The sequence below is a fragment of the Sphingomonas sp. genome (genome assembly GCF_039595165.1).
Classification (GTDB): Bacteria; Pseudomonadota; Alphaproteobacteria; order Sphingomonadales; family Sphingomonadaceae; genus Sphingomonas.
The window spans coordinates 21,637-45,492 of the sequence record NZ_JBCNMA010000021.1; the positions used below are offsets into that span (position 1 = coordinate 21,637).

General features: G+C 68.4%; 25 protein-coding genes. 7 read left to right on the forward strand and 18 right to left on the reverse strand.

The annotated features are described in order from the left end of the window. Nucleotides 1-36: 36 nt before the first annotated feature. Both ABDV68_RS05910 and ABDV68_RS05915 read right to left on the reverse strand, forming a co-directional pair. Nucleotides 37-1,197, reverse strand: a complete 1,161-nt coding sequence (locus ABDV68_RS05910) for an MFS transporter (protein ID WP_343518776.1) — start codon at nt 1,195-1,197, stop codon at nt 37-39. Beyond that, a complete protein-coding gene (locus ABDV68_RS05915) occupies nt 1,194-1,931 on the reverse strand; it encodes an SDR family NAD(P)-dependent oxidoreductase (RefSeq protein ID WP_343518777.1) in 738 nt (245 codons plus the stop codon). The genes ABDV68_RS05910 and ABDV68_RS05915 overlap by 4 nt, the downstream gene beginning before the upstream one ends. Before the next feature lie 96 nt (nt 1,932-2,027). Here ABDV68_RS05915 and ABDV68_RS05920 point away from each other — a divergent pair, with 96 nt between their 5' ends. Further along, on the forward strand, nt 2,028-2,639 hold the full coding sequence (locus tag ABDV68_RS05920; RefSeq protein ID WP_343518779.1) for a TetR/AcrR family transcriptional regulator: 612 nt from the start codon (nt 2,028-2,030) through the stop codon (nt 2,637-2,639). An 87-nt stretch (nt 2,640-2,726) separates the two neighbouring features. Here the strand turns inward: ABDV68_RS05920 and glnA are convergent, their stop codons facing one another. Both glnA and ABDV68_RS05930 read right to left on the reverse strand, forming a co-directional pair. Beyond that, complete coding sequence (glnA, locus tag ABDV68_RS05925) at nt 2,727-4,139, reverse strand: type I glutamate--ammonia ligase (RefSeq protein ID WP_343518780.1); 1,413 nt, start codon at nt 4,137-4,139, stop codon at nt 2,727-2,729. Nucleotides 4,140-4,210: 71 nt separating this feature from the next. After that, on the reverse strand, nt 4,211-4,549 hold the full coding sequence (locus ABDV68_RS05930) for a P-II family nitrogen regulator (protein WP_265118857.1): 339 nt from the start codon (nt 4,547-4,549) through the stop codon (nt 4,211-4,213). 303 nt (nt 4,550-4,852) lie between these two features. Between ABDV68_RS05930 and ABDV68_RS05935 the strand changes: the two genes are divergently transcribed. Further along, nucleotides 4,853-6,667: a DUF885 domain-containing protein gene (locus tag ABDV68_RS05935; protein WP_343518781.1), complete on the forward strand. Its 1,815-nt coding sequence runs from the start codon at nt 4,853-4,855 to the stop codon at nt 6,665-6,667. A 152-nt stretch (nt 6,668-6,819) separates the two neighbouring features. On the opposite strand, the gene ABDV68_RS05940 is transcribed toward ABDV68_RS05935, so the two are convergent. From ABDV68_RS05940 to map, 4 genes are read right to left on the reverse strand one after another with little or no spacing between them, the layout of a single operon-like run. Further along, complete coding sequence (locus tag ABDV68_RS05940) at nt 6,820-8,001, reverse strand: NAD(P)/FAD-dependent oxidoreductase (protein WP_343518782.1); 1,182 nt, start codon at nt 7,999-8,001, stop codon at nt 6,820-6,822. 32 nt (nt 8,002-8,033) lie between these two features. Next, on the reverse strand, nt 8,034-8,870 hold the full coding sequence (locus ABDV68_RS05945) for a sterol desaturase family protein (protein ID WP_343518783.1): 837 nt from the start codon (nt 8,868-8,870) through the stop codon (nt 8,034-8,036). 60 nt (nt 8,871-8,930) lie between these two features. Next, on the reverse strand, nt 8,931-9,113 hold the full coding sequence (locus ABDV68_RS05950) for a hypothetical protein (protein ID WP_343518784.1): 183 nt from the start codon (nt 9,111-9,113) through the stop codon (nt 8,931-8,933). Nucleotides 9,114-9,126: 13 nt separating this feature from the next. Beyond that, nucleotides 9,127-9,954 carry a type I methionyl aminopeptidase gene (map, locus tag ABDV68_RS05955; RefSeq protein ID WP_343518785.1) on the reverse strand — a complete coding sequence of 276 codons (828 nt, stop codon included), beginning with the start codon at nt 9,952-9,954 and terminating at the stop codon, nt 9,127-9,129. A gap of 63 nt (nt 9,955-10,017) precedes the next feature. On the opposite strand from map, the gene ABDV68_RS05960 reads away from it, so the two are divergent. The 5 genes from ABDV68_RS05960 to ABDV68_RS05980 all read left to right on the forward strand — a co-directional run bounded on the left by ABDV68_RS05960 (nt 10,018) and on the right by ABDV68_RS05980 (nt 16,670). Continuing rightward, a complete protein-coding gene (locus ABDV68_RS05960; protein WP_343518786.1) occupies nt 10,018-10,773 on the forward strand; it encodes a molybdopterin-binding protein in 756 nt (251 codons plus the stop codon). Between the two features lie 194 nt (nt 10,774-10,967). Next, complete coding sequence (locus ABDV68_RS05965; protein WP_343518787.1) at nt 10,968-12,389, forward strand: pitrilysin family protein; 1,422 nt, start codon at nt 10,968-10,970, stop codon at nt 12,387-12,389. Nucleotide 12,390: 1 nt separating this feature from the next. Further along, nucleotides 12,391-13,800 (forward strand): pitrilysin family protein, encoded by a 1,410-nt coding sequence (locus tag ABDV68_RS05970; protein WP_343518788.1) that lies wholly within the window; start codon nt 12,391-12,393, stop codon nt 13,798-13,800. 168 nt (nt 13,801-13,968) lie between these two features. Next, nucleotides 13,969-15,387, forward strand: a complete 1,419-nt coding sequence (locus ABDV68_RS05975) for a hypothetical protein (RefSeq protein ID WP_343518789.1) — start codon at nt 13,969-13,971, stop codon at nt 15,385-15,387. A gap of 119 nt (nt 15,388-15,506) precedes the next feature. Next, the gene (locus ABDV68_RS05980) at nt 15,507-16,670 is read left to right on the forward strand and encodes a hypothetical protein (RefSeq protein WP_343518790.1); all 1,164 of its coding nucleotides are present in this window, start codon (nt 15,507-15,509) and stop codon (nt 16,668-16,670) included. Here ABDV68_RS05980 and ABDV68_RS05985 read toward each other — a convergent pair. From ABDV68_RS05985 to ABDV68_RS06030, 10 genes are all read right to left on the reverse strand, one after another. Next, nucleotides 16,667-17,038: a hypothetical protein gene (locus ABDV68_RS05985; RefSeq protein WP_343518792.1), complete on the reverse strand. Its 372-nt coding sequence runs from the start codon at nt 17,036-17,038 to the stop codon at nt 16,667-16,669. The two genes, ABDV68_RS05980 and ABDV68_RS05985, sit on opposite strands and share 4 nt — an antisense overlap. Before the next feature lie 141 nt (nt 17,039-17,179). Beyond that, nucleotides 17,180-17,560 carry a 50S ribosomal protein L7/L12 gene (gene rplL, locus ABDV68_RS05990; protein ID WP_343518793.1) on the reverse strand — a complete coding sequence of 127 codons (381 nt, stop codon included), beginning with the start codon at nt 17,558-17,560 and terminating at the stop codon, nt 17,180-17,182. A 54-nt stretch (nt 17,561-17,614) separates the two neighbouring features. Next, complete coding sequence (rplJ, locus tag ABDV68_RS05995; RefSeq protein ID WP_343518794.1) at nt 17,615-18,130, reverse strand: 50S ribosomal protein L10; 516 nt, start codon at nt 18,128-18,130, stop codon at nt 17,615-17,617. A 302-nt stretch (nt 18,131-18,432) separates the two neighbouring features. After that, entirely contained in the window at nt 18,433-18,924 is a 492-nt protein-coding gene (locus ABDV68_RS06000; protein ID WP_343518795.1) for an OmpA family protein, read from the reverse strand. Between the two features lie 5 nt (nt 18,925-18,929). Next, entirely contained in the window at nt 18,930-20,147 is a 1,218-nt protein-coding gene (locus ABDV68_RS06005; protein WP_343518796.1) for a diguanylate cyclase, read from the reverse strand. Continuing rightward, complete coding sequence (locus ABDV68_RS06010; protein ID WP_343518798.1) at nt 20,144-20,689, reverse strand: YfiR family protein; 546 nt, start codon at nt 20,687-20,689, stop codon at nt 20,144-20,146. The genes ABDV68_RS06005 and ABDV68_RS06010 overlap by 4 nt, the downstream gene beginning before the upstream one ends. Before the next feature lie 80 nt (nt 20,690-20,769). Continuing rightward, complete coding sequence (locus tag ABDV68_RS06015; protein ID WP_343518800.1) at nt 20,770-21,078, reverse strand: hypothetical protein; 309 nt, start codon at nt 21,076-21,078, stop codon at nt 20,770-20,772. 20 nt (nt 21,079-21,098) lie between these two features. Then, nucleotides 21,099-22,598 (reverse strand): L,D-transpeptidase family protein, encoded by a 1,500-nt coding sequence (locus ABDV68_RS06020; protein WP_343518802.1) that lies wholly within the window; start codon nt 22,596-22,598, stop codon nt 21,099-21,101. Nucleotides 22,599-22,675: 77 nt separating this feature from the next. After that, a complete protein-coding gene (locus tag ABDV68_RS06025; RefSeq protein WP_343518803.1) occupies nt 22,676-22,996 on the reverse strand; it encodes a multidrug efflux SMR transporter in 321 nt (106 codons plus the stop codon). Nucleotides 22,997-23,188: 192 nt separating this feature from the next. Then, nucleotides 23,189-23,856: lysophospholipase (locus ABDV68_RS06030; RefSeq protein WP_343518804.1), on the reverse strand; the 668-nt coding region annotated here is incomplete at its 5' end.

A 23,856-nucleotide genomic window follows, 5' to 3' on the forward strand; every position in this document is an offset into this window, starting at 1 on the left:
CGATTGAAGTCGAGGGGCGCCTAGGCGCGGCACGTGTCAGTCAGGTGCGATTCCCGTTTCGGTTCGATTGCGGAATGATGACGGTAATATGACGTTGCGCAAACGACACGTTGCCGCGACCACGGCCGTCAGCAAGGCAAAGGCCATGGCGGTTCCGGCCGCGCCCCCGGCACCGGCGAGTTCGATTGCACGGCCGCCGGCAAAGCTCCCGAGCGCGATACCGACATTCGCGGCGGCGATATTGAGCGAACCGGCAAAGCCGGAGGCGTGCGGCGCCGCATCCATCACCCGAACCTGGCAGAAGACGAAGCCCGCTGCGTGCGCGACGCCCCAGCCGAGGACGGCAAGGACGAGCGCGGGAGCGCCGGGGGATGCCGCGATCCACAGCGTCATCGCGGCGGTGGCGAGCGCGGCGCCGGCGGTGGCTGGCAAGGCATGGATGGCAAGCCGGCCCGCCAGCCAGTTGCCGGCGAGGCCGGCGAGACCGAAGGCGAGCAGCGCCGCCGCGGTCCAGTCACGGCCGAGCCCGGCCTGGCCGAGCAGCAGTGCGATATAGCTGAACCCGGCGAACATCGCCGCGAAGGTGAGCGCGGAGAGGAGGAGGTGGACCCGCATCGCCGGACGGGCAAGCAGCCGCCAGGGGCTGCCCGCGCGATCGGTGCGACTACGCTTGCCCTGGAGGAGGCAGCCGAGCGCACCGATGGACGCGAGCGCGCCGATCGCCGCGATCGGCACCTGCCAGCCCAGGCGATCGGCGACGAAGCTGCCCGTCGGAGGTGCGAGCGTCCCGCCAATCGTGACTCCGATATAGAGCAGCGCAATGCCAGGCCCGGTGCCGCGCGCCGCGCCGAGCTGAGCGCCGGCGAGGCTCATGAACAGCGGCAGCGTGGCGCCCTGAAGGATGCGCAGGCCGATCGCGAGCGCGAAGGTCGGAGCGGCGAGCAACAGCAGGTTGCCGGCGAAGGGGAGCAATGCCGCCGCCAGTACCGGGGCAGTGGGAAGCCGCGCGGTCACTGCGACCAAGGGCGGGCCGAGCAGCGCAGAGGCGAGGGCGAACACCGTGACCAGCCAGCCCGCCTGCGCCGGTTCGAGCTTGAGGTCCGCCGACATGGCGGGAAGGAGGCCGATCACGACGAACTCCGCCGCGACGACCACGGCCGCGCCGAAGATCAGCAGCGCGGCCGTGGCACGGGTCACGCGTTGGCGCCGCTGTCGACGAGCAGCGCGGTGCCGGTGACCGAGCGCGTCTCGGGGGAAGCGAGATACGCTACCGCCGAGGCGATGTCGCCGGCGCTGCCGAAGCGACCCAGCGCGGTGCGCGCGATCTGGTCAGCGGCGTGCGGCCCGTCGGCGGGGTTCATGTCGGTGTCGGTCGATCCGGGATGGACGGTGTTCACGGTGATGCCGCGCGGCGCGAGGTCGCGGGCGAGCGCCTGATGCAACATGGTGATTGCCGCCTTGCTCGTCGAATAGACCGAGAAACCCGGGGTCGGCGCCACCAGCGCGACGTTGCTGCCGATCGCGATGATGCGGCCACCCTCGCCCATGTGCGGCAGCACCGCACGGATCGCGGCGAACGGAGCGCGCAGGTTGACCGCCATGGTCGTGTCGAAATCCTCGAGGCTGAGCTCGTCGACCGGGGCGGCGAGGAAGATTCCGGCGTTGTTGACGAGGATATCGATCCCGCCCAGCGCCGCCGCGGCTTGTGCGACCGCCGCGTCGACCGCCGCGGCATCGCGATTGTCGGCGGCGATCGCCAGCGCCTTGCGGCCCGTGGCTTCGATCTCCTCGACGACGCGCGCCGCGGCATCGGCGGAAGCGGCATAGGTGATCGCGACATCCGCGCCCTCGGCCGCCAGCCGTCGTGCGATCGCCGCGCCGATCCCGCGGCTGCCACCCGTCACCAGCGCGCGCTTTCCATCCAATCGCATGTCGAATCTCCATTTCTGTAGTGATCGATACAGATATGGAGCGGCTTGCCGTTGCGTCAACCGCTTTCTATATCGATCACTACAGAAAGGAGGCGTATGGCGGAACGTGGCAGGCCGCGCGGGTTCGACCGCGACGCGGCGTTGGAGCGCGCGATGCGACTGTTCTGGCGCAAGACCTATGACGGTACCTCGCTCGCCGACCTGACCGACGCGATGGGGATCAACGCGCCCAGCCTCTATGCCGCGTTCGGAAGCAAGGACGCGTTGTTCCGGGAGGCGGTGGCGCGCTATGCCGACCAGGACAGCACGGGAATCTGGTGTGCGCTGCGGGATGCGCCGGATGTGGATGCGGCGGTCGAAGGATTCCTGGCCGCCACCGCGCAGGCCTATGCCGATCCCGATAACCCGCCCGGATGCCTGATCGTGCTCGGCGCGCAGCATGACGCGGACGAGGCCCACCCGGCGCATCGCGAGCTGCGGGACCGGCGGCGCCACAATCTGGACGAGCTCGCCGCGCGCTTGTCGCGGGCAGTGGCGGCGGGTGAACTACCCTCCGGTTTCGACGTCGCCGGGGCTGCGGCGTTCCTGCTCAGCGTGCAGACGGGCATGTCGATCCTGGCGCGCGACGGCGCGGACCGCGCGGCGCTGGACGCCGCGGCGCGCGGCGGAGTGCTCGGCTGGCGCGGCTTCCGGCGGCTCGACAGCTGATACGAAAACGCCCGGACTTCGCAGTCCGGGCGTCTCGCTGTCCGGCGCCGCTTCCCCCCGGAAGCGACGCTTGGGAACGGGTTCGTCTTACGACGAATAGTACATGTCGAACTCGACCGGGCTCGGCGTCATCTCCCAGCGGGCGACGTCGGCGCGCTTGATCTCGATATAGGCGTCGATCTGGTCCTTCGAGAACACGTCGCCCTTGAGCAGGAAGTCCATGTCGGCCTCCAGGCTGTCGAGCGCCTCGCGGAGCGAACCGCACACGGTCGGCACCTCGGCCAGCTCTTCCGGCGGCAGGTCGTAGAGGTTCTTGTCCATCGGATCGCCCGGATGGATCTTGTTCTGGATGCCGTCGAGGCCGGCCATCAGCAGCGCCGCATAGCAGAGATACGGATTGGCCAGCGCATCGGGGAAGCGGAACTCGACGCGCTTCGACTTGGTACCCGCGCCGTACGGGATGCGGCACGAGGCCGAACGGTTGCGCGACGAATAGGCGAGCAGCACCGGCGCCTCGTAGCCTGGGACCAGGCGCTTGTAGCTGTTGGTCGAGGGGTTGGTGAAGGCGTTGAGCGCCTTGGCGTGCTTGATCACGCCGCCGATGAAATAGAGGCACATCTCCGAAAGGCCGGCATAGCCGTTGCCCGCGAACAGCGGCTTGCCGCCGTCCCAGATCGAGAAGTGGGTGTGCATGCCCGAGCCGTTATCTTCCTTGATCGGCTTGGGCATGAAGGTCGCGGTCTTGCCATAGGCGTGCGCGACCTGGTGCACGACATATTTGTAGATCTGCATGCGGTCGGCGGTCTGGACCAGCGTGCCGAAGGTCAGGCCGAGCTCGTGCTGCGCGGCGGCCACCTCGTGGTGGTGCTTGTCGCAGGGCAGACCCATTTCGAGCATGGTCGAGACCATCTCGCCGCGGATGTCGACGGCGCTGTCGACCGGCGCGACCGGGAAGTACCCGCCTTTGGCGCGCGGGCGATGGCCCATGTTGCCGCTCTCATACTGTTTGGACGAGTTGCCCGGCAGTTCGATGTCGTCGAGCTGATAGTAGGAAGAGGAATAGGTGTTCTCGAAGCGGACGTCGTCGAACATGAAGAACTCGGCCTCGGGGCCGACATAGACGGTGTCGCCGATGCCGAGCGACTGGAGGTACGCTTCCGAACGTTTCGCGGTCGAGCGCGGGTCGCGGGCATAGAGCTCGCCGGTCGAAGGCTCGACGATGTCGCACACCAGGATAAGCATCGGGGTGGCGCTGAACGGGTCGACCCATACGGCGTCGAGATCCGGCTTCAAGATCATGTCCGACTCGTTGATCGCCTTCCAGCCCTCGATCGACGAGCCGTCGAACATCAGGCCGTCGGTCAGCTCGTCCTCGCCGAGCACGCTCGCGACCATGGTCAGGTGCTGCCACTTGCCCTTGGGGTCGGTGAAGCGCAGGTCGATCCACTCGATCTCCTGATCCTTGACCATCTTCAGAATGTCGGCGGCGGAATTAGCCATTGGAACCAAGCCCCTTTCTCACTCAAATCGCTTGAAGTTAACTGCGGTACGTCACGCTGCGATGACGCGCCTCAAATCGCGTTGTCGTCGCGCTCCCCGGTGCGGATGCGCAGCGCGGTTTCGACCGCGGTGACGAAGATCTTGCCGTCGCCGATGCGGCCGGTCTGCGCGGCGGTCGCGATCGCTTCGACCACGCGGTCGGTCAGCGCGTCCTCGACCACCACCTCGAGCTTCACCTTGGGCAGGAAGTCGACGACATATTCGGCGCCGCGATAGAGCTCGGTATGCCCCTTCTGGCGGCCGAAGCCCTTGGCCTCGGTCACGGTGATCCCCGACACCCCCACTTCGTGCAGCGCTTCCTTCACCTCATCGAGCTTGAACGGCTTGATGATGGCTTCGATCTTTTTCACGGCCTGTCGTTCCCCTGCTTGATGGGCCTTCGTATCGCGGGCTGGGCCGCTTGCCTGGTCCCGCGCCGATGCTGACGCAGGCAAGGACAAGGATCAAGCGAAACGCCCCTTGCCGCGCGGGTTGCACGAGCCGTGCCAGAATCCGCCCGGAAGGAATCCGCAGGCGGGCGGCAGGGGCATGGCGAGGGCTGCCTAACAAATGGGCAGCTGGCGGCAAATTCTGCGCGATTGCGGGGCAGCCTTGCGGGCCGCGGAGCGCGGGTGTAGCGGTTTGCTATAACACCTGATCCGGGGATTCACCGCATGCGTATCGCCACCATTCTTCTCGCCTCGCTGCTCGCCGGCACCGCTATTTCCGCCGCGCAGGCGCAGCAGGCTCGGCCGCCGGCGGCACAGCCGGGCGAGAGCGCGGAGGACGCGAAGCTGCGCAAGCTGTTCCACGACAGCGACGAGGCGCTGCTCAAGCGCCAGCCGCTGCAAGCGATCTTCCGTGGCGACCTCCGCTACGCCGACCGGCTCGGCACCTATTATACGGACGCCTTCAACGCGGCGGAGAAGGCGGCGGCCGAGGCGGATCTGGCGGGGCTCAAGCGGATCGACCGCACGAAGCTGAGCCCGGTCAACCGGATCGCCTATGACGTGTTCAAGGCGGATCAGGAGCGCGGCCTCAAAGGCTTCCGCCCGGCGATCCTCGGCGTCACCAAATATCTGCCGATCGATCATTTCAACGGCTTCCAGACCTTCTACCCGGACTTCGCGTCGGGGCAGGGGGCGGCACCGTTCAAGACGGTGGTCGACTATGACAACAATCTGAAGCGCAACGTCGAATATGCCGCGACCTATGACCGGGTGATCGGGCTGTTCCGCGAGGGCATGAAGCGCAAGATCGTCCAGCCCAAGCTGGTTGTGCGCAACATGATCGGCCAGTTCGACAAGCTGATCGCGCAGGGTGTCGAGGGCTCGGTGTTCTACGCGCCGGTCAAGAAGTTCCCCGAGGGGGTGAGCGAGGCGGACCAGGCGCGACTGCGCGCAGCCTATGCGGCGCAGGTCAAGGATGTGCTGATCCCGGCGCACAAGCGGATCCGGGATTTCCTGGCGAACGAATATCTCGCGGCGGCGCGCGACAGCGTCGGCACCTCCGCGCTGCCGGGCGGCGCGGCGGTGTACGACTATGCGATCGAGAGCAACACGACGCTGCCGCTGACCGCGGATTACGTCCACAATCTCGGCCTGTCGGAAGTGAAGCGCATCCTCGCCGAGATGGAGGTGCAGAAGGCAAAGGTCGGGTTCAAGGGCACGCTGCCCGAGTTCTTCACCTTCCTGCGCACCGACCCGCAGTTCCAGCCCAAGAGCGCCGAAGCGCTGCGCGAGGGCTATGAGGCGATCGGCAAGCGCGTCGACGCACGCGTGCGCGAGCAATTCTCGCTGATCCCCAAGACCCCGCTCGAGATCCGCCCGGTGCCCGACTATCGCGCCGAGGGCGACGCGGCGGGCAGCTATGTCCAGGGCACGCCCGACGGGTCGCGGCCGGGCGTGTTCTTCTACAACACCCACGACCTGCCGGTGCGCTACACCTGGGGCATGGAGACGTTGTACCTGCACGAGGCGGTGCCGGGGCATCACTTCCAGATCAGCCTGGCGCAGGAGAATGACCAGCTGCCGGCGTTCATGCGCTTCGGCGGCAACACCGCCTTCGTCGAGGGCTGGGCACTCTATGCCGAGACGCTGTACAAGGACCTGGACGTCGCAGTGGAGCCGTACCAGCGGATGGGCGGGCTCAGCGACGAGATGCTGCGCGCGATGCGGCTGGTGGTCGACAGCGGGCTCCACGCCAAGGGCTGGAGCCGCGAGCAGGCGATCGATTACATGCTCGCCAACTCGCCGATGCCCAAGACCGACGCGGTCGCCGAGGTCGAGCGCTATATCGCGATCCCGGGGCAGGCGCTGGCCTACAAGGTCGGCCAGCTGACGATCCTCAAGGCGAAGGCCAAGGCCAAGGCGGCGCTGGGCGCCAAGTTCGACCCGCGCGCCTTCCATGCGGAAGTGCTGGATACCGGCGCGCTGCCGATGCCGGTGCTCGAGAAGAAGATCGACGACTGGATCGCTGCGACGAAGTGAGGCGGCGATCCTATCCTCCCCGCCAGGGGGAGGTGTCAGCGTAGCTGACGGAGGGGAAGGGCGCGGGTCGCGAAAGGATTGAGGACATCGCCATCCTCCCCCTCCGTCGCCTGCGGCGCCACCTCCCCCTGGCGGGGGAGGATAGGGAGACGTCAGATCGCCATCCCCGCCGCCCAGCCGCTCGCCCAGGCCCATTGGAAGTTGTAGCCGCCGAGCCAGCCGGTGACGTCGACCGCCTCGCCGATCGCGTAGAGGCCGGGCACGTCGCGCGCTTCCATCGTCTGCGAGGAGAGGCCGGCGGTGGCGATGCCGCCGATCGTCACCTCGGCCTTGGCGAAGCCTTCGGTGCCGTTGGGGTGGAAGCGCCACGCGGCGAGGCGGCGTTCGGCCTCGGCGAGCCTTTTGTCGGCGATGTTGGCGAGTTCGGTGTCGAGCGCGAGCTGGTCGGCCAGCGTATCGGCGAGACGGTTGGGCAGGGCGTCCCCCAGCAGCTTGCGCAAGCTGGCACGCGGCTGGGCGCGCTTGGTGTCGATCAGCCAGCCGGTGCCGCGATCGGGCAGGAAGTCGATCTCGACCGGCTCGCCATGCCGCCAATAGGAGCTGATCTGCAGGATCGCGGGACCGGAGAAGCCGCGATGGGTGAACAAAGCCGCCTCGCGGAACCTGGCCTTGCCCGCGCGCGCCTCGACCGGGGCGGCGACGCCAGAGAGGTCGCGGAACAGTATCTCATCTCCGCCTAGCGTGAGCGGCACCAGCGCGGGACGCGGCTCGACCACCTTGAGGCCGAATTTCCGTGCGAGGTCGTAAGCGAAGCCGGTGGCGCCCATCTTGGGGATCGAAGGCCCGCCGGCGGCGATGACCAGGGCAGGGGCCATGGCCTCACGATTGCCCCAGGTGACGCGATAGGCGCCGTCGGCGTGCGACACGTCGCGGATCGCGTGGCCGAGCGCGATCTCGACCCCACCGGTCTCGCATTCGGTCAGCATCATCTCGACAATCTGCTTCGCGCTGCCGTCGCAAAAGAGCTGGCCGAGCGTCTTCTCGTGCCATGCGATGCCATGGCGCTCGACCAACGCGAGGAAGTCGTGCTGGGTATAGCGGCGCAGCGCCGACTTGGCGAAATGCGGGTTGGCCGAGAGATAGCGATCGGGCGTCACGTGCAGATTGGTGAAGTTGCACCGCCCGCCGCCCGAGATCAGGATCTTCTTCCCCACGCGGTCGGCATGATCGATCAGCAGCACCCGCCGCCCGCGCTGTCCGGCGATCGCGGCGCACATCATCCCCGCCGCGCCGGCGCCGAGAATGATCGCGTCGAAGGGGGATGGGGCGGGCACCGCGGCTCCATGCCCGCTTTGCCGCGCGGCGGCTAGGCCGGGCTGCGCGATCCTTCGGCAAGCGGTGCGGGCTCGGGCAGGGGGGCATGGCCATAGCGCCACGGGAGGTCGATCCATTCGCGCAGCGTGCGCGGCTGGTCGATCCCGGCGATGCCGGTCGCGGGCCATTCGCCGCGCGCAGGGAAGCAGGCGGTGCCGAACAGGCGATCCCAAAGCGGCGTGATCGCGCCGAAATTCCGGTCGAAATGCCGCGGCTCGAGCGAATGGTGGATGCGGTGGAACCGGTTGTCGACCAGCAGCCGGCGCAGCGGGCCGAGATGCAGCCGAGCGGAGGAATGGATATAGGCCGACTGCAGGTGGAGCAGCAGCACGACCAGCGGCGCCGTCGCCGCGCTTTCCGACAGGATCAGGCTGACCGGCAGCGCGATCAGCAGCGACTGGATCATCGGCTCGGTGAAATGGTGGAAGGAATTGGCGCTGTTGAGCTCGCGGATCGAGTGATGCACCGCGTGATAGCGCCACAGCCAGCGATGCTGGGCGCGGTGGCACCAATAGAAGAAGAAATCGCTGACCAGCGCCGCGATGAGCGGCGTGGCGACCAGCGCCAGCGCTCCGGTCCATGAAATGGCCGAGGGCAGGACGATCAGTGGGGCGATGCCGAGCCTGGCGCGAAACGCGCTGAGTGCGGCATAGATCAGGGTCGCGATCAGCGACCAGATCGTCCAGAAGATCAGCGCGGGGATGCGGCTGGCCAACGAGTGCTTGTCACGCGGGAGGAGCAGCTCGATCGCGGTGACCAGCGCCAGCACGAACACCGCGACCTGCGCGCCGGGCCAGAGCAGGGCAACGATCGAGGCGAGCGACTCCATGCCGCCGTACTAGCCGCACATCCATGCCGAAAGATTAAGGCAGGTAGTGCTCGGCGCGCGCTAGCGCAGCTTGGCGATCGACAGTCCGTCGGCCTTGGCGCGGTCCTTGACCGATTCCTCGCTGCGCGTCAGCGCCTTGGCGATCGCCTTGAGCGCCATGCCCTTCTTGGCCAGTGTGTGCAGCTTCTGCACCTCGTCCGGCCGCCAGGGCTGGCGGTGCCGCTCGAACTTGCTGTCGGACATCAGGCGCCAATTATCAAACGTAGGGCGGGCTGTGCAGGCCGGTGGGGCTCTGCGTGAAGATCTCGCAACCGTCCTCGGTGATGCCGATCGAATGCTCGAACTGCGCCGAGAGCGAGCGGTCGCGCGTGACCGCGGTCCACCCGTCGTCGAGCAGCTTCACGTCGGGGCGGCCGATGTTGATCATCGGCTCGATCGTGAAGAACATGCCGGGGCGAAGCTCCGGGCCGGTGCCGGGACGGCCGACATGGACGACCTCGGGCGCGTCGTGGAAGACGCGGCCGAGGCCGTGGCCACAGAAATCGCGGACCACGCCGTAGCGGTGCTTCTCGGCATATTTCTGGATGGCGTGGCCGATATCGCCCATCGTGTTGCCGGGCCTGGCCTGCTCGATGCCGAGCATCAGGCATTCATAGGTGACGTCGACCAGCCGCTTGGCCTTGAGCGGCACGTCGCCGACCAGATACATGCGGCTGGTGTCGCCGTGCCAGCCGTCGAGCAGCGGGGTCACGTCGATGTTGACGATGTCGCCGTCCTTGAGCGTCTTGGGCCCCGGAATGCCGTGGCACACGACATGGTTGATGCTGATGCAGCAGCTGTGCGTGTAGCCGCGATAGCCGAGGGTCGCGGGCACAGCGCCGCCGTCGAGCATGCGCTGGCGCACGAAATCGTCGAGCTCCGCCGTGGTGACGCCGGGCACGACATGCGGAACCAGCGCGTCGAGGATCTCGGCGGCGAGGCGGCCGGCGGCGCGCATCCCGGCGAACCCGTCGGGGCCGTAGAGCTTGATCGCCCCGTCGCGGGCGAAATTGGTGTCGGCCGTCACGGCAACATATTCGGTCATCGCGCCGATATAGGCGAAACGCGCCCGCTTTGCGAGGGGAGGTGCGCGCGCTATGGCCGGTCCATGAGCGAGCGCATCTGGACCGCGGGCCTGGTGGTGATCGGCGACGAGATCCTCTCGGGCCGCACGCAGGACAAGAATGTCGCGCAGATCGCGCTATGGCTCAACGTGCAGGGCATCCGGCTGGCCGAGGTGCGGGTGGTACCGGACGTACAGGACCGCATCGTCGAGGCGGTGAACGCGATCCGCACCGGCTATGATTATTGCTTCACCACCGGCGGAATCGGCCCGACGCATGACGACATCACCGTCGATGCGATCGCGGTGGCGCTCGGCGTGCCGGTGGTCGTCCACCCGCAGGCGCGAGAACTGATGGAGCGCTACTACGCGACGCGCGGCGGGCTCACCGAGGCGCGGCTGCGCATGGCGCGCGTCCCCGAAGGCGCCGAGCTGATCCCCAACCGAATGTCGGGCGCACCGGGGATCCGCGTCGGCAACCTGTTCATCCTCGCCGGGGTGCCGCACATCACCGCGGGCATGCTCGACGCGCTCACCGGCACGCTCGAGGGCGGCCGCCCGGTGATCAGCGCGACGATCGGCTGCTGGGTCGCGGAGAGCGAGATCGCCGGGCTGCTCGGCGAGACCGAGAAGGCGTTCGAGGGCGTCGCGATCGGCAGCTACCCCTTCTTCCGCGAAGGGCGTACCGGGGCGAACTTCGTCGTTCGCGCAACCGACGGCGCGCTGGTCGAGGCGTGCATCGAACAACTCGGCGTGCAGCTCGCGGCCGCGGGGTACGAGGTCGTGCCAGGGGGAATCTGATCGCCGCTCCCAAATCCGTCATCCCGCGCAGGCTGGCTGAATCCAGGGCAAGAACCACATCGTCACAGCCAATGGTTTCCCGCCTGCGCGGGAATGACGAACCTTTTGAAGGTGGGCGCAACCGTCCGTCTCCCCTTTACGTGCGATGCTGTGCTGATAAGCTAACACAGTTCGTCGTTGCTTAGGGGACCAACATGAAGATGAAACGGTGGGTGGCGGCGCTTGCGTTGGCCGGGGCGGCGCTGCCGCTCGGCCTCGCGGCAACGCCCGCGGCAGCGCAGGGCGCCGCCCAGAAACTGTCGGTCGAGACGCAGTATTTCACGCTGCCCAATGGCCTGCGCGTGGTGCTGGCGAAGGACACGATCTCGCCCACGGTCACGGTTGGCGTCTATTACGGCATCGGCTTTCGCATCGAGCCGCGCGAGCGCACCGGCTTCGCGCATCTGTTCGAGCATCTGCTGTTCCAGGGATCGAAGAACGCGCCCAAGGGTGTGCACATCAGCACGATCAGCAATGCCGGCGGCATCCTCAATGGATCGACTCGCTTCGACTTCACCAATTATTTCGAGGTGGTGCCGTCGAACGCGCTCGAGCGCATGCTGTGGCTCGAGGCCGACCGCATGGCGAACCCGGTGATCAACGACGAGGTACTCAAGAACCAGCAGGGCGTGGTCGGTAACGAGGTCAAGGTCAACGTCCTCAACCAACCCTACAGCACCTGGCCGTGGATCGACCTGCCGATGCTGGCCAATACCAACTGGTACAACAGCCATAACTTCTACGGCGAATTGAAGGAGATCGAGGCAGCGACGGTGGCCGACGCCACGCAGTTCCACGATGCCTTCTACAAGCCGTCCAACGCCGTGCTCGTGGTGGCGGGCGACATCGACTATGCGGCGACCCGCGCGATGGTCGAGAAGTATTTCGGCTGGATGCCCAAGGCGCCGCCGGTCGAGCTCCCCGACATCTCCGAGCCGCGCCAGACCGCGGAGAAATTCAAGAGCCGCGTCGACCGCCTCGCACCCAAGCCCGGCTGGGCGGCGGGCTATCATGTCCCCGCGCGCGGCACGCCCGAATGGTATGCGATGGGCCTGATCGATCAGATGCTGGTCAAGGGCCAGGACAGCCGCCTTTATCGCAAGCTGGTCGCCGAGACCGGGATCGCGGGCGAGGTCGGCGGCGGGATCAACTTCCCGCTCGGCACGATGTTCAACTATCACGGCCCGATGCTGTGGAGCTTCAACTTCACGCACGACGCCAACCGCAGCCGCGACGAGATCAAGGCCGCGGTCGACAGCGTGATCGAGGATCTGCGTACCAAGCCGGTCTCGGCCGAGGAGCTGGCGCGGGCGCGCACCAAGATGCGTTCCTCGCTGTATTCGACGATCGACGGGACGGGCCGGATCGGCCTGATCGACCTGCTCGCGGTCTATGCGCTGTTCGACAACGATCCCGCCAAGGTCAACCAGATCGAGGACGGTTTCGCCAAGGTGACCCCGGCGCTGATCCAGAAGACCGCGCAGGAATATCTGCGCCCCACCAATCGCTCGATCTATGCGATCGACCCCGGCGCGGCCCAGCCTGCCGCTGCCGCCAAGCCCGCGGGAGCCAAGTAAGATGCGCCGCCTCATCGCAAGCCTGACGGCTGCCACCCTGCTCGCCGGCCCCGTCGTCGCGCAGGAGCTTCCCACCACGCCGCCGCCGATCCCGGCGCCCAAGGCGTTTAACGTCCCGGCCTCGGAGACCTACACGCTCGCCAACGGGATGAAGGTGACCCTGATCCCCTATGGCGTCGCACCCAAGGTGGTGGTGTCGCTGCAGACCTATGCCGGGTCGCTCAACGAGGAGCAGAATACCTGGCTGGCGCTGCTCGCGGTCGACATGATGAAGGAAGGCGCGGCCGGGATGACCGGCGCGCAGATCGCGCAGAAGGCCGCCGACATGGGCGGCGGGCTCGGCGCCAATGCCGGACTCGAAAGCTCGGCGGTGACGCTCAACGTGCTGTCGGAGCGGGCGGCGGACGCGATCGGGCTGGTCGCCGATGTCGCGCAGCGGCCGAGCTATCCCGATAGTGAGCTGGCGCGGGTCAAGGCCAATTGGAACCGCCGCTTGGCGGTGGCGCTGAGCCAGCCGGGAACCCTCGCCAATGCGGCGATCACCCGCGCCTATTATGGCCCGGACCATCCCTATGGCCGGGTGCTGCCGACTCCGCAGCAGTTCGGCGCCTACACCGCCGCGCAGCTCAAGGCGTGGCACGCGGCCAATTTCGGCGCCAGGCGCTCGCACCTCTACATCGCGGGCAGGTTCGATACGGCGGCGGTGAAGGCGGCGATCGAGAAGGCGTTCGGCGGCTGGGCCGCGGGACCCGAGCGGCTGTCGCTGCCGCCGACGCCCAAGCCGGGGCCGCAGGTGCTGCTGATCGACCGGCCGGGCGCGCCCCAATCGACCTTCAGCATCGCCTATCCGGCACCGCGCGCGGGGACCGCCGAGGACATTCCGATGCGGGTCTCGAACGCGCTGCTCGGCGGCTCGTTCAGCTCGCGCATCACGCGCAACATCCGCGAGGCGAAGGGCTATACCTATTCGCCGGGGTCGAGCGTGGCCTTCTATCCTGCGAACGCGGTATGGACCTTCAACGCCGACGTCACGACGGCGGTGACCGGGCCTGCGCTCAAGGAAGTGTTCCACGAGATCCGCACGCTGCAGGCGACCCCGCCGGGCGAGGAGGAGGCGGCTGGCATGCGCCAGTACATGGCCGGCCTGTTCGTGATCCAGAACTCGACCCCCGGCGCGCTGGTCGGCACGATCGCGACGCGCGACTCGCTCGGGCTGCCGCGCGACTGGATGGACAAATATGTCCCTGCGGCGCTCGCGGTGACGCCGGCGCAAATGAGCGAGGCGGCGAAGAACTTCCCGCTCGACAAGATGACATTGGTCGTCGTCGGCGATCTCAAGGTGATCACGCCGCAGCTTCAGGCACTGCCAGAGTTGAAAGGGATCGAGTTCAAGACGGTGACGGTTCCCTGAACGAATATTCAGGCTATCGAGCAAATAATATGGGGATGGCGCGAGCCGTCCCCATTTTGTTTTGGGCACGCAACGGATTCTCGTCTGGGCGATGGCAGTCAACGGTTCGTCGCAATTTGGGTGCGGATCAAGCGGCGAAATCCGGGTTCCATTCATTGACCCCCCGTTATGACCCACCAACCGGACATGGCGCGTCGCGCGCATCGCCGGGCGATCGCGGTGCTTCTTGCCGCCGCTGCCCTTCCTTCCACCGCGCTGGCGCAGGAGACGGTGACGCCGCCGCCCGTGCTGGTGCCGAGCCAGCAGGCGCCTGCACCGGCCCCCGCACCGGCTCCTGCACCCGCTCAGAGCGGCGAATCCCGCACGCGGATCGCGCCTGGCGTGATCGAACAGGCCCAGCAGGAGGCGCAGGAACGCGCCGCCGCGCGCCGCGCCGAGGCGCGGTCCTCGCGGCCGGCACGCCCGACACGGGCCGTGGAGCGCCCGGAGGCGCCGGTCCGCGCCGAAGCGCCCGCGCCGCGCGCTGCGCCCGAACCCGCGGCGCCGGTTGCGCCCGAGCCGACGGCGCCGGTCGCCGCCACGCCCGAAGTCACACCACCGGCCGAAGTCGCGCCGGCTCCCGTCGAGCCCGCGGCCACCACCACCGAAACCACCACGACCGAGCCCGCGCCGGTCAATGGGGGCAGCTCGATGTGGCTGATCCTCGCCGCGCTCGGCCTCGCCGCCGCGGCGGTCGCCGCCTTCCTGCTGTTGCGCCGCCGTCCGCGCGACGAGGACCTCGCTTACGAGACCTATCGCACCGAGCGCGAGCCGGTTGCGGTAGCCCCTGAGCGCGTCGCGCCCGTCGCCCGGCACGAGCCGCCGGTCGCGCCGACGCCGCGCGTGCCCGACCCGGTCGCAGCCGCGCCGCTGTTCGTGACGAAGCCGGCCCCCGCCGCGCTCGACGAGGCCAAGCGCCAGCCCGCTGAGGCATCATCGCGCCCCGCCCGGCAGGCGGACGAAGTGCAGCCCGCGCTGGAGAATCCCGAGCTGGTCACGCCCGATTCGGAAGATATCGACGCCGTGCTCGGCGGCGCGCGGCAGCATGACGGCCGCCCGCAGCTCGAGCTCGCGATGCGGCCGACCCAGGCCGGGATGAGCAGCCGCGGCGCGACCGTCGCGTTCGAGCTCACCGTGGCCAATGCCGGCGATACGCCCGCCGAGGACGTGCGGATCGGCGCGTTCATGCTGGGCGACAATGCGGCGGCTGCGTCGGAGATCGAGCGCTTGCTGACCAATCCGCCGGCCGATCACGTCGTCCCCGCCGAACGTATCGAACCGGGCGACGGCAAGCGGCTCAACGCGTCGGTGCTGTTGCCGCGCGAGCAGGTCGACGCGGTCGCCGGCGAGAGCCACGACTTCACACCGGTGCTGGTCGCCGACGCACGCTATCGCTTGCCGGACGGCAGCGAGGGGCGGACCGCCGCCGCGTTCACCATCGGACGCGTCAACGGCGGCGAGCAGCTCGTTCCGATCGCGCTGCAGGACGATCCGGCGATGTATGCCGACATCGAGGCACGGCTTCACAGCGTTCCCGCCAAGGTCTGACCGGGCGGGAGCGCGACCCGTCCCGCCGTTGGTCGCACGGTGGGACGGGTATTGTTTGAGGCCGGTTGCACGCATTTTTTGGTGCCCCGGTTCATGTCGGTCATGCTAACGGGCCGCGCGTGACCGTGTTTACCCTTCGCGCGACGACTGCGCTGATCCCCTTCGTGTTTCTCGCAGCGCCGGCCGCCGGGCAGGATGGCCAGGCGCCGGTCGTGATCACGCCGCCGGTGGGCGACTTCAGCCTGCCACCGTCGGGCCAGACGCCGACCCCGCGTCCGACTGCCGCGCCGACGCCCGCGCCGACCGCGGCACCGATCGTGCAGCCGGTCCCGCTTCCAACGCCGACACTCACCCGCGCCGTGCCGCCGCGCGCGAGCGCGCCGCGCTCGGCACGGACGCCCGCGGCGACGGCACCCGTGGCGACGCCGACACCTTCACCCGCATCGACTCCGTCGCCGACCGCGACCGTCCCGGTTCAGGCCACGCCGGTCCCGACCCCGACGCCTGCGCCCGTTGCGGAGTCTAGCGCTCCCGGCTGGTTGTGGCCGGTGCTTGGCGGCGCCGTACTACTCGTAGGCGGCGGGTTGGCCGGCTGGTGGATCGGACGCCGCCGCGGGGCGCGCGAAGAGGCGATCGACGCAGAGGTCATGGTCGCTCCAGTCGCACCGCCGGCGCCGACGCCGGGCCCGCCGCCGCTCGAGCGCAACACGCCGCCCGCTGCCCCGGTCCCGCCCGTATCACCAGCGCGCGCGCAGGCGCCGGTCGCGCCGGTTCCGGCGCCCGACGGGCCGCTCGTCGCCGAGATCCGGCCCTTGCGCGCGGCGATCCGCGATGGCCAGGTGACGCTCGACTTCGAGCTGTTCGTGCAGAATCGCGGCCACGAACCGGCCGACAATATCCGCGCGGTGCTCGCGCTGCTCGGCGCCAATGCCGAACAGGACGCGCAGATCGCGAGCTTCCATTCGGCGTCGCGCCTTGCGGCGGGGTCGGAACCGTTCAGCCTCGCGCCCGGTGCGGTGAACAAGCTCAACGCGCAGGTCAGCCTGCCTGGCGAGCAGATGCAGGTGGTGCAGGTCCAGGGCAAGGCGATGTTCGTGCCGATCGTGCCGCTCGCGCTCAAATGGTACGCGGGCCTCAGCATCCGCACGCTGCGCGACAGCTTCATGGTCGGCACCGCGCCGGCGCCGGGCAGCGACAAGCTCGGGCCGCTGTGGGTCGAGCGCGCGGCGAGCGGATTCGGGCAGCTCGCGGCGAAGCGCTACGTACCGAGGGCAGGAGCTTAGGCGATCGCGCCGAACAATATGCCGACGCATCCGGCTGCGAGCAGCCAAAGTAGACAAGCTGCAGCGCTTGGCGAGCGCCACCGCTGCGCTTCGTAAAGCAGCAACGGGCTTTCGGCCGTGATCATCTCCGGCTTGATCCCGGTCTGTTGCGAGAGCGCGATTGCGAACCGGGACCAGGTATCGGGATGCGCGGCGATTTCCGAGGGCAGCGCCTTGGCCAGGGACCGAAACACGTCGCCCGCCGTCGCCCATTCAGGGGCGTCGGCAATATCAAGCGTGACGCCGAACGCCGCTTCGACATCCTCAATCGCCGCGATCTCATCGCCATCGCCGTCCAGGCCGACGCTGATCGGATGCTCGGTCGTCATGATCTCGGGATAGGGCGCCTCGCCGGCAACGAAAAGGGGCGGCCCGTTGCCGGACCGCCCCTTCATTAGCAAGCGTAACGCGTGCCGCACGAGATCCCCGCCTGCGCGGGATGAGTCCGATGCGCCTTGCGGCGCCTCGGCTCACTTGATCTCGACGGTCGCGCCGGCTTCCTCGAGCTGCTTCTTGAGCTTCTCGGCCTCGTCCTTCGACACGCCTTCCTTGACGGCCTTCGGCGCGCCCTCGACCAGGGCCTTCGCCTCGGTCAGGCCGAGGTTGGTGATCGCGCGGACTTCCTTGATGACGTTGATCTTCTTGCCACCGTCGCCGGTGAGGATCACGTCGAACTCGGTCTTCTCTTCCGCAGCCGGGGCAGCGGCGCCACCAGCGCCACCAGCGGCGGCGACGGCCACGGGAGCAGCGGCGGTGACGCCCCACTTCTCTTCGAGGAGCTTCGAGAGCTCGGCGGCTTCGAGGACGGTCAGCTCGGAGAGCTGGTCAACAAGAGCGTTCAGGTCAGCCATGATAGTTTCCTTTGGTCAGATTGGTTCGAAAATGTTCGCGAAAGAACGCCGCCCTCAGGCAGCCTCCTTCTCCGCATATGCCTTGAACACGCGGGCGAGCTGGCTCGCCGGCGCCTGGGTGACGGCTGCGAGCTTCGACGCCGGGGCCTGAAGCAGGCCGACGATCTTGCCGCGCAGTTCGTCGAGCGAAGGCAGCGATGCGAGCGCCTTCACGCCGTCCGCGTTCAGCAGCTGCGTTCCCATCGCGCCGCCAACGATCTCGATCTTGTCGTTGGTCTTGGCGAAGTCGACCACCACCTTCGCCGCAGCGACGGGGTCGATCGAGGTGGAAAGCGCCGTCGGACCCTGAAGCAGGTCCGCCAGCACCGAATAATCGGTGCCGTCGATCGCGATCTTGGCAAGGCGGTTCTTCGCGACCTTGTAGCTCGCACCGGCTTCGCGCATCTTGTTGCGGAGGTCCGTCGACTGCTTGACGGTCATCCCGAGGTTGCGGGTGACGACCACCACGCCGACCTCGCCAAAGGTGCGGTTCAGCTCGGCAACGGCTTCGGTCTTCTGAGCACGATCCATGCCGGTCTCCTCAAAATACCCCAACCCAGAGGGTTGGAGCCGGTTACGCCGAGGGCAGGGCGGACGCCCGGCCCTCTCGTCCGAGGGGCATGATCGTCAGGGCCGGATGGCTCCGGCGGGCTGACCCGGACACTCCATCGCACGGAAGGACCCGGTATAAATCTCTGTCCCCGTCTTGGCGGGAAATTAAGACCGGAGAATTCCGGTCACCCACTGTCTCGGACGGTACGCATGCCAGGGCGGGCCCCGGCAAGCGAAGGCGCGCCAATAACGGCTATGTTGGGAAAGTCAACCGCGCCGCGTCACGGCGCGGCGATCAGGATGACGACGCGGCGATTCTCGCGGCGCCCGGCAGCGGTACCGTTGTCTTCCACCGGGAAGCGTTCGCCGAGGCCGACCGCGGAAACGGCGGCCGTGGGGAAGCCCGCCTCCACCAACACCTGCGCGACCGTCGCCGCGCGGCGCTCGGACAGGCGCTGGTTGTGCTCGGCGCTGCCGGTGTCGTCGGCATGGCCCTCGACCGCGGCGCGGCGGATGCCGACCTGGAGCAGCCGCCCGGCGACGCGGCGGATGCGTGCCGCCTGGTCGGGGAGCACGCCGCTCTCGTCGGTCGCGAACAGCAGCTTGTCGTTGATACTGAACTCCCAGCCGCGCGGGGTCTCGGCGAAGCCTTCGGAGGTGAACACGGCGAGCTGCGCGCGGGTGAAGCGCGAACCGTTCTTCGACATCTGACACCCGCCCAGGACGAGGGCGAGGGCGGCGAGCAACAGGCCGGTACGCGTGAACGCAAACATGATGTCTAGCCTCCCTGATTCTGCGTGCGACGGGCATCCTTGCTCGCGTACATCGCCGCATCGGCATGGTTGACGAGCACCGTGAGGTCGCGGCCGTCGCGAGGATAGATCGCCATGCCGAGGCTGAGGCGCATCGCGAACGCCTCGCCCGACGGCAGCTGGATCGGCTCGGCCATGCGCGCGGCGATCTCGCTCGTCACGCGCTCGGCCGCATCGCTGGCGCTGGGCGCGGCGAGCAGGATGGCGAATTCGTCGCCGCCCAAGCGCGCGGCGACGTCGCGGGCGCGCAGGCAGCTGCGGATCCGCGCCGCGACCTCGACCAGCACGGCATCGCCCGCGGCATGGCCATGGCCGTCATTGACCCGCTTGAAGCCATCGCCGTCGGCGTAGAGCAGCACGAAGCTGGCGTCGCCGGCCCGCGCTTCGGCGATCATTTCGGCGCCCTTGCGCTCGAAATAGGCGCGGTTGGGCAGGCCGGTGAGCGCGTCGTGGCTCGCCTTGTGGCTCAGCGTCTCGTGCTCACGGCGCATGTGCTGGCGCCAGTCGGTAAGCTCGCCGATCAGCGCGTTGAAATCGGTGCGCAGCGTCTCGACCTCGCGGATCGACGCGGGCGGCACGCGGCGGTCGAGCGCCTCCTCGCGGCGGAAGGCGTGCGCGACCTCGGCGATCGCGTTGAGCGGGGCGACGATCTCGGCGCGCAGCCGGCGCGAGAGCAGATAGGCGGCGATCCCGGTGATCACCAGGCAGACCAGCGTGCCGAGGAACCCGTCGCGGATATAGGAAGCGATCGCGCTGCCCTCGCCGCGCACGCGGATCGTGCCGATCCGCCGGCCGAGATGGGTAACCGGTTCCTCGACCGGCGCGGCGAAGAACAGCCGGTCGGCGATCATCCGCGCCAGCGAGGCGTCGTCGCCCTGGCGCTCGACCGTGGCGAGGGCGGTGCCGTCCTCGCGCAGCACGGCGACCTCCGCGACACCCGATTCCAGCATCGGCGTGATGCTCTGCTGCGCGGCGACGGGATCGTCGAATACCAGCGCAGGTGCCGCGCTGTAGCCGGCCGAGCGGCCGATCAGGTGGAGATTCTGGCCGGCATAGGCGCCGATCGCGGCAAAGCCGGCGAGCAGCACGGTGAGGCCGGTGAGCCCGACCGCGAACAAGGTGACGCGCAGATGGATGCGCGCGAGCACGCGCCGCAGCGTCGGGAGACGATCCGCGTCGCTCATCCTGCGCCTCCCTCGGGCAGGGCGATGCGCAGCACGCGCGGGTCGATCCGCACCGCGCTGCGCGACACGGCGTCGATGCTGAGGCGGAAGCCGATCCGGTCGGGCATCACCTGCAGGCAGAAGATCGTGCCGCCGCGGCAATCGGGATCCGCCTCGGCGATCGACAGGACCGGGCGATCGCGGATCGAGCGCATCACCCGCTGGCGGTCGGCCGTTCCCATCGTGCCGAGATAGAGCACGTCGCAATTCTGCGCCGGGTTGCCCGGCGGCAACCGCCGTGCCTCGACATGCCGTCCGATCAGGTCGTCGATGCGGCCGAGTCCGCCGGCATAGGCGGTCGCGCCGCTGACGCAGATGTTGAGCACCGCGCGCTCGACCGGCCAGCGAGTGTAGCTGATCATGCCGCCCACGGTGCGAGCGACCGCGGCATCATGCTGGCCGGGCGCTACCCGCGTCTCGGCCACCAGGCCAGTCGAACCGACACTCGCGCTCCCGATCAGGAGCGCCACCATGAACGCCACGCCATATCCCCCGAGCGGCAATGGTCCCCGCTCCAAGCCATGACTGTGCCGCTAGCGTATCGAGTGCCGATTGGCCAGTTTTTCGTTAACCATCGTCAGGATCAGTCGACCGGCGTGCCTTCGTTGCTCGCTTCCTCGCGCGGCAGGCGCGCGGTCATGCCGACCGCGTCGGCGTCCTCCTGCACCTGCTCGTCGGTCGGGAGATCGTCCTCGACGATCGGGGTGGGCGAGGCGGTGGGCGTCGGGATCGGCTCGGGCTCGGCGAAGTTCTGCACCGGCGCCTCGTCGATCACCTCGACCACATTCTCGGTCTCGTTGGCGACCGGCGCGGCTTCGTCCGATCCGCCCGAGCAGGCCGCGAGCGATGCGGCGGCGAGGAGAGCAGCGGCGAGAGGAAGGCGGCGGTTCATTCGGTTCTCCATGCGTAGGTTCAGCGTGCCGCCAGCGCCTGGGCGGCGGAGCGTTTCTCGATCTTGGTCGCGAGCGTCTTGTCCCAGCCATAGGGGTCGCCGCGGAAGTTCATCGTGCCGGTGCCGCTGGCATAGGCGGTCCAGTAGAGCAGGTAGACAGCGACCTGATTGGGCAGGCCGGCGCGCACCGTATCGCCCTTGGCCAGCGCCTCGTCGATCGCCTCGGGCGTCCATTCAGTGCTGCCCTCGAGCAGCAGGCGGGCGAGGTCGGCCGGGCGCTCGAGCCGGATGCAGCCGTGCGAGGCGAGTCGGTCGTAGCGCGAGAAGGTGCCCTTGGTCGGCGTGTCGTGCAGGTACACGGCGAAAGGGTTGTTGAAGTCGAACTTGTACTTGCCGAGCGCCGAGTGCGACGGCTGCTGCTGGAGCCGGCGATTGGCGCCGGTGCCGATCACCTTGAAGCCGTTGCGCGCGAGATAGGCCGCGCCCTTGGGAAACAGCTCGCGCTGCGCAATACCGGCGGGGACGTTCCACGGCGGGTTGAGCACCACCGAATGGATGGTCGACTGGAGCATCGGCGTCTCGCCGCCGCCCGGCTTGCCGGTGACGCCGCGCATCGACATCACCGGGCGGTCGCCCTCGAACACCGCGACCTGCGCCGCGGCGATGTTCACCTGGATGCGGTCGACCGGCATCTCCTTGGGCATCCAGCGCCAGCGTTCCATGTTGGCCATGATCTGGCGGATGCGGCTGGAAATGGGGACGTTGAGCGCGGCAAGCGTGCCGGTCGAGACCACTCCGGTCGGCGCGAGGCCGTAGCGGCGCTGAGCGCGGACCACGGCTTCCTTGAGCGCGGCGTCGAACTTGTCGCCCTTGGCGATGGCTTCGCCATCCTCGACCGCGAGGCGGGCACGCAGCGCGGCGACGCGCGCGCCGCTCGCTCCCATCGCCAGGTCGGGGCCTGCCGGGATCGTGCCCCAGCCGCCCGCGATCTCGATCCGGCGGTAGCGGGCGAGACCCTTGCGGAGATTGTCATAGCCTTCGTACTGCGGCGTGAGGCCGGCGAACCACTGCGGAATGCGGTTGTCGGCGACGGCCTTCGCGAAGCCGGGCAGCGGATCCCAGGCGGCCGGACGCAGTGCCCAGTCCTCCTGGAAGTCGGCGGTGTCGAGCCGGCCGATATGGATCGCGCGGGCATAGTCGAGCGCGGTGCGCACCAGGCCCTGGTCGTCGGCGGGCAGCACTTCGGCCTCGGCGGTCGAGTAGCGCAGGCCTTGCGCGATGCGGCCCTGCACGATCAGGCGGCGGACCTGATCGGCCTGCTCGGCGCTGAGCGTCGGCAGCGGGATCTGGATCGGCGCGATCTGCACCGGCGCGGGCTGCGGCGCGTTCTGCGCGGGCGCGGGGATGGTGCTCGTCGCCGGGGGCGGCGCGGTCACCTGCTGCGCCAGCGCGGGCGCGGCGGTTGCGAGGACAAGCAGAGGCAGCGCCGCAATACCACGCGGCCGCGATCGGTTGGACATCGAGAGCAGTTTCCCTTTCACCGGACCAGGATGATAGAGGCGGCGGCCGCGAAAGTCACCCGTTCGCGGGCGGAAAGTCACGCGGGAGCGAAGAACTTGGTTCCGGCGACGCCGATCACGGTGAGCGCCATGAACCCGGCCTGCAGCGGCGACACGCGGTCGCCGAAGAGCATGATCCCGGCGAGGATCACCCCGACCGCGCCGAGCCCGGTCCAGATCGCGTAGGCCGTGCCCGCGGGCAGGTCGCGCATCACCAGCGCGAGCAGGCCCATGTTGACGAAGCTGAGCGTCACCGGCACCGCCGATGCCTGCCACGTGGCGGCGCCCGCCGCCCATTTGAGGCTGAGCGCCCAGATAATTTCGGTAACCACTGCAATGCCGAGAAAGAGCCACGCCATAAGACCTCCGGTCTGTCACGGGCTCGAAACGTCATGCGCGGGCCGGAAACCCGAAAGAGGCGGCGCATGGGCCGGTCGGCGACCGGCGTACGCCGCGCATCTGGCGGCGCAGGCCGCCGCCGTCAATGCCGCAGGTGTGGGACAGAACGGCGTTCCATCCTCTCCGCTGGGGGAGGATAGAGGCACGATGGGTTAGACCCGCGCGTCGAGCCAGGCGCGGATGTCCGCCATCACGTCCTCCTTGCCGGTATCGGCGAGCAGGTCGTGGAAATGACCGTCATAGATCTTGATTGTCTTGTCGGCCGAGCCCGCATTGTCGAAGAACATCCGGCTGCCCGCAGGCAAGGTGGCGTGATCCTCACTGCCATGGATGATGAGAACGGGCAGGGTGATCCTCGGGAAAGAGACTTCGAGCACCTTGTCCGCCTTCCACATCTCGCCCACGGTCTTGGCGGGCTGGTTCTCGTCCGCGATCAGCGGATCGGCGTTCATCATCGCCACCCATGCCGGGTCGCGCGAAAAGTCTTCGTTCTTGAGCTTGAGCACCTTGAGCCGCGGAAAGGGGCCGCTCAGCCACTGCAGCAGGTTGAGTACCAGCCGCGGCGCGGGCACGCGGAAGGCGAAGCTGTGGCAGATCAGCCCCTTGAGCTCGCTCTGGTGGCGCAGCGCATAGCTGGTCGCGATCACGCCGCCCGCGCTGTGCCCGATCAGGAAGACGGGCAGGCCGGGATGGTCGGCGCGCGCGCGATCGAAGGCGAGTTGGAGGTCGGACAGGTACTTGTCGAAATCGTCGACGAAGAAACGCTCGCCGTCCGACTTGCCGCGCCCGCGCAGGTCGACCGCGTAACAGGCGAAGCCCG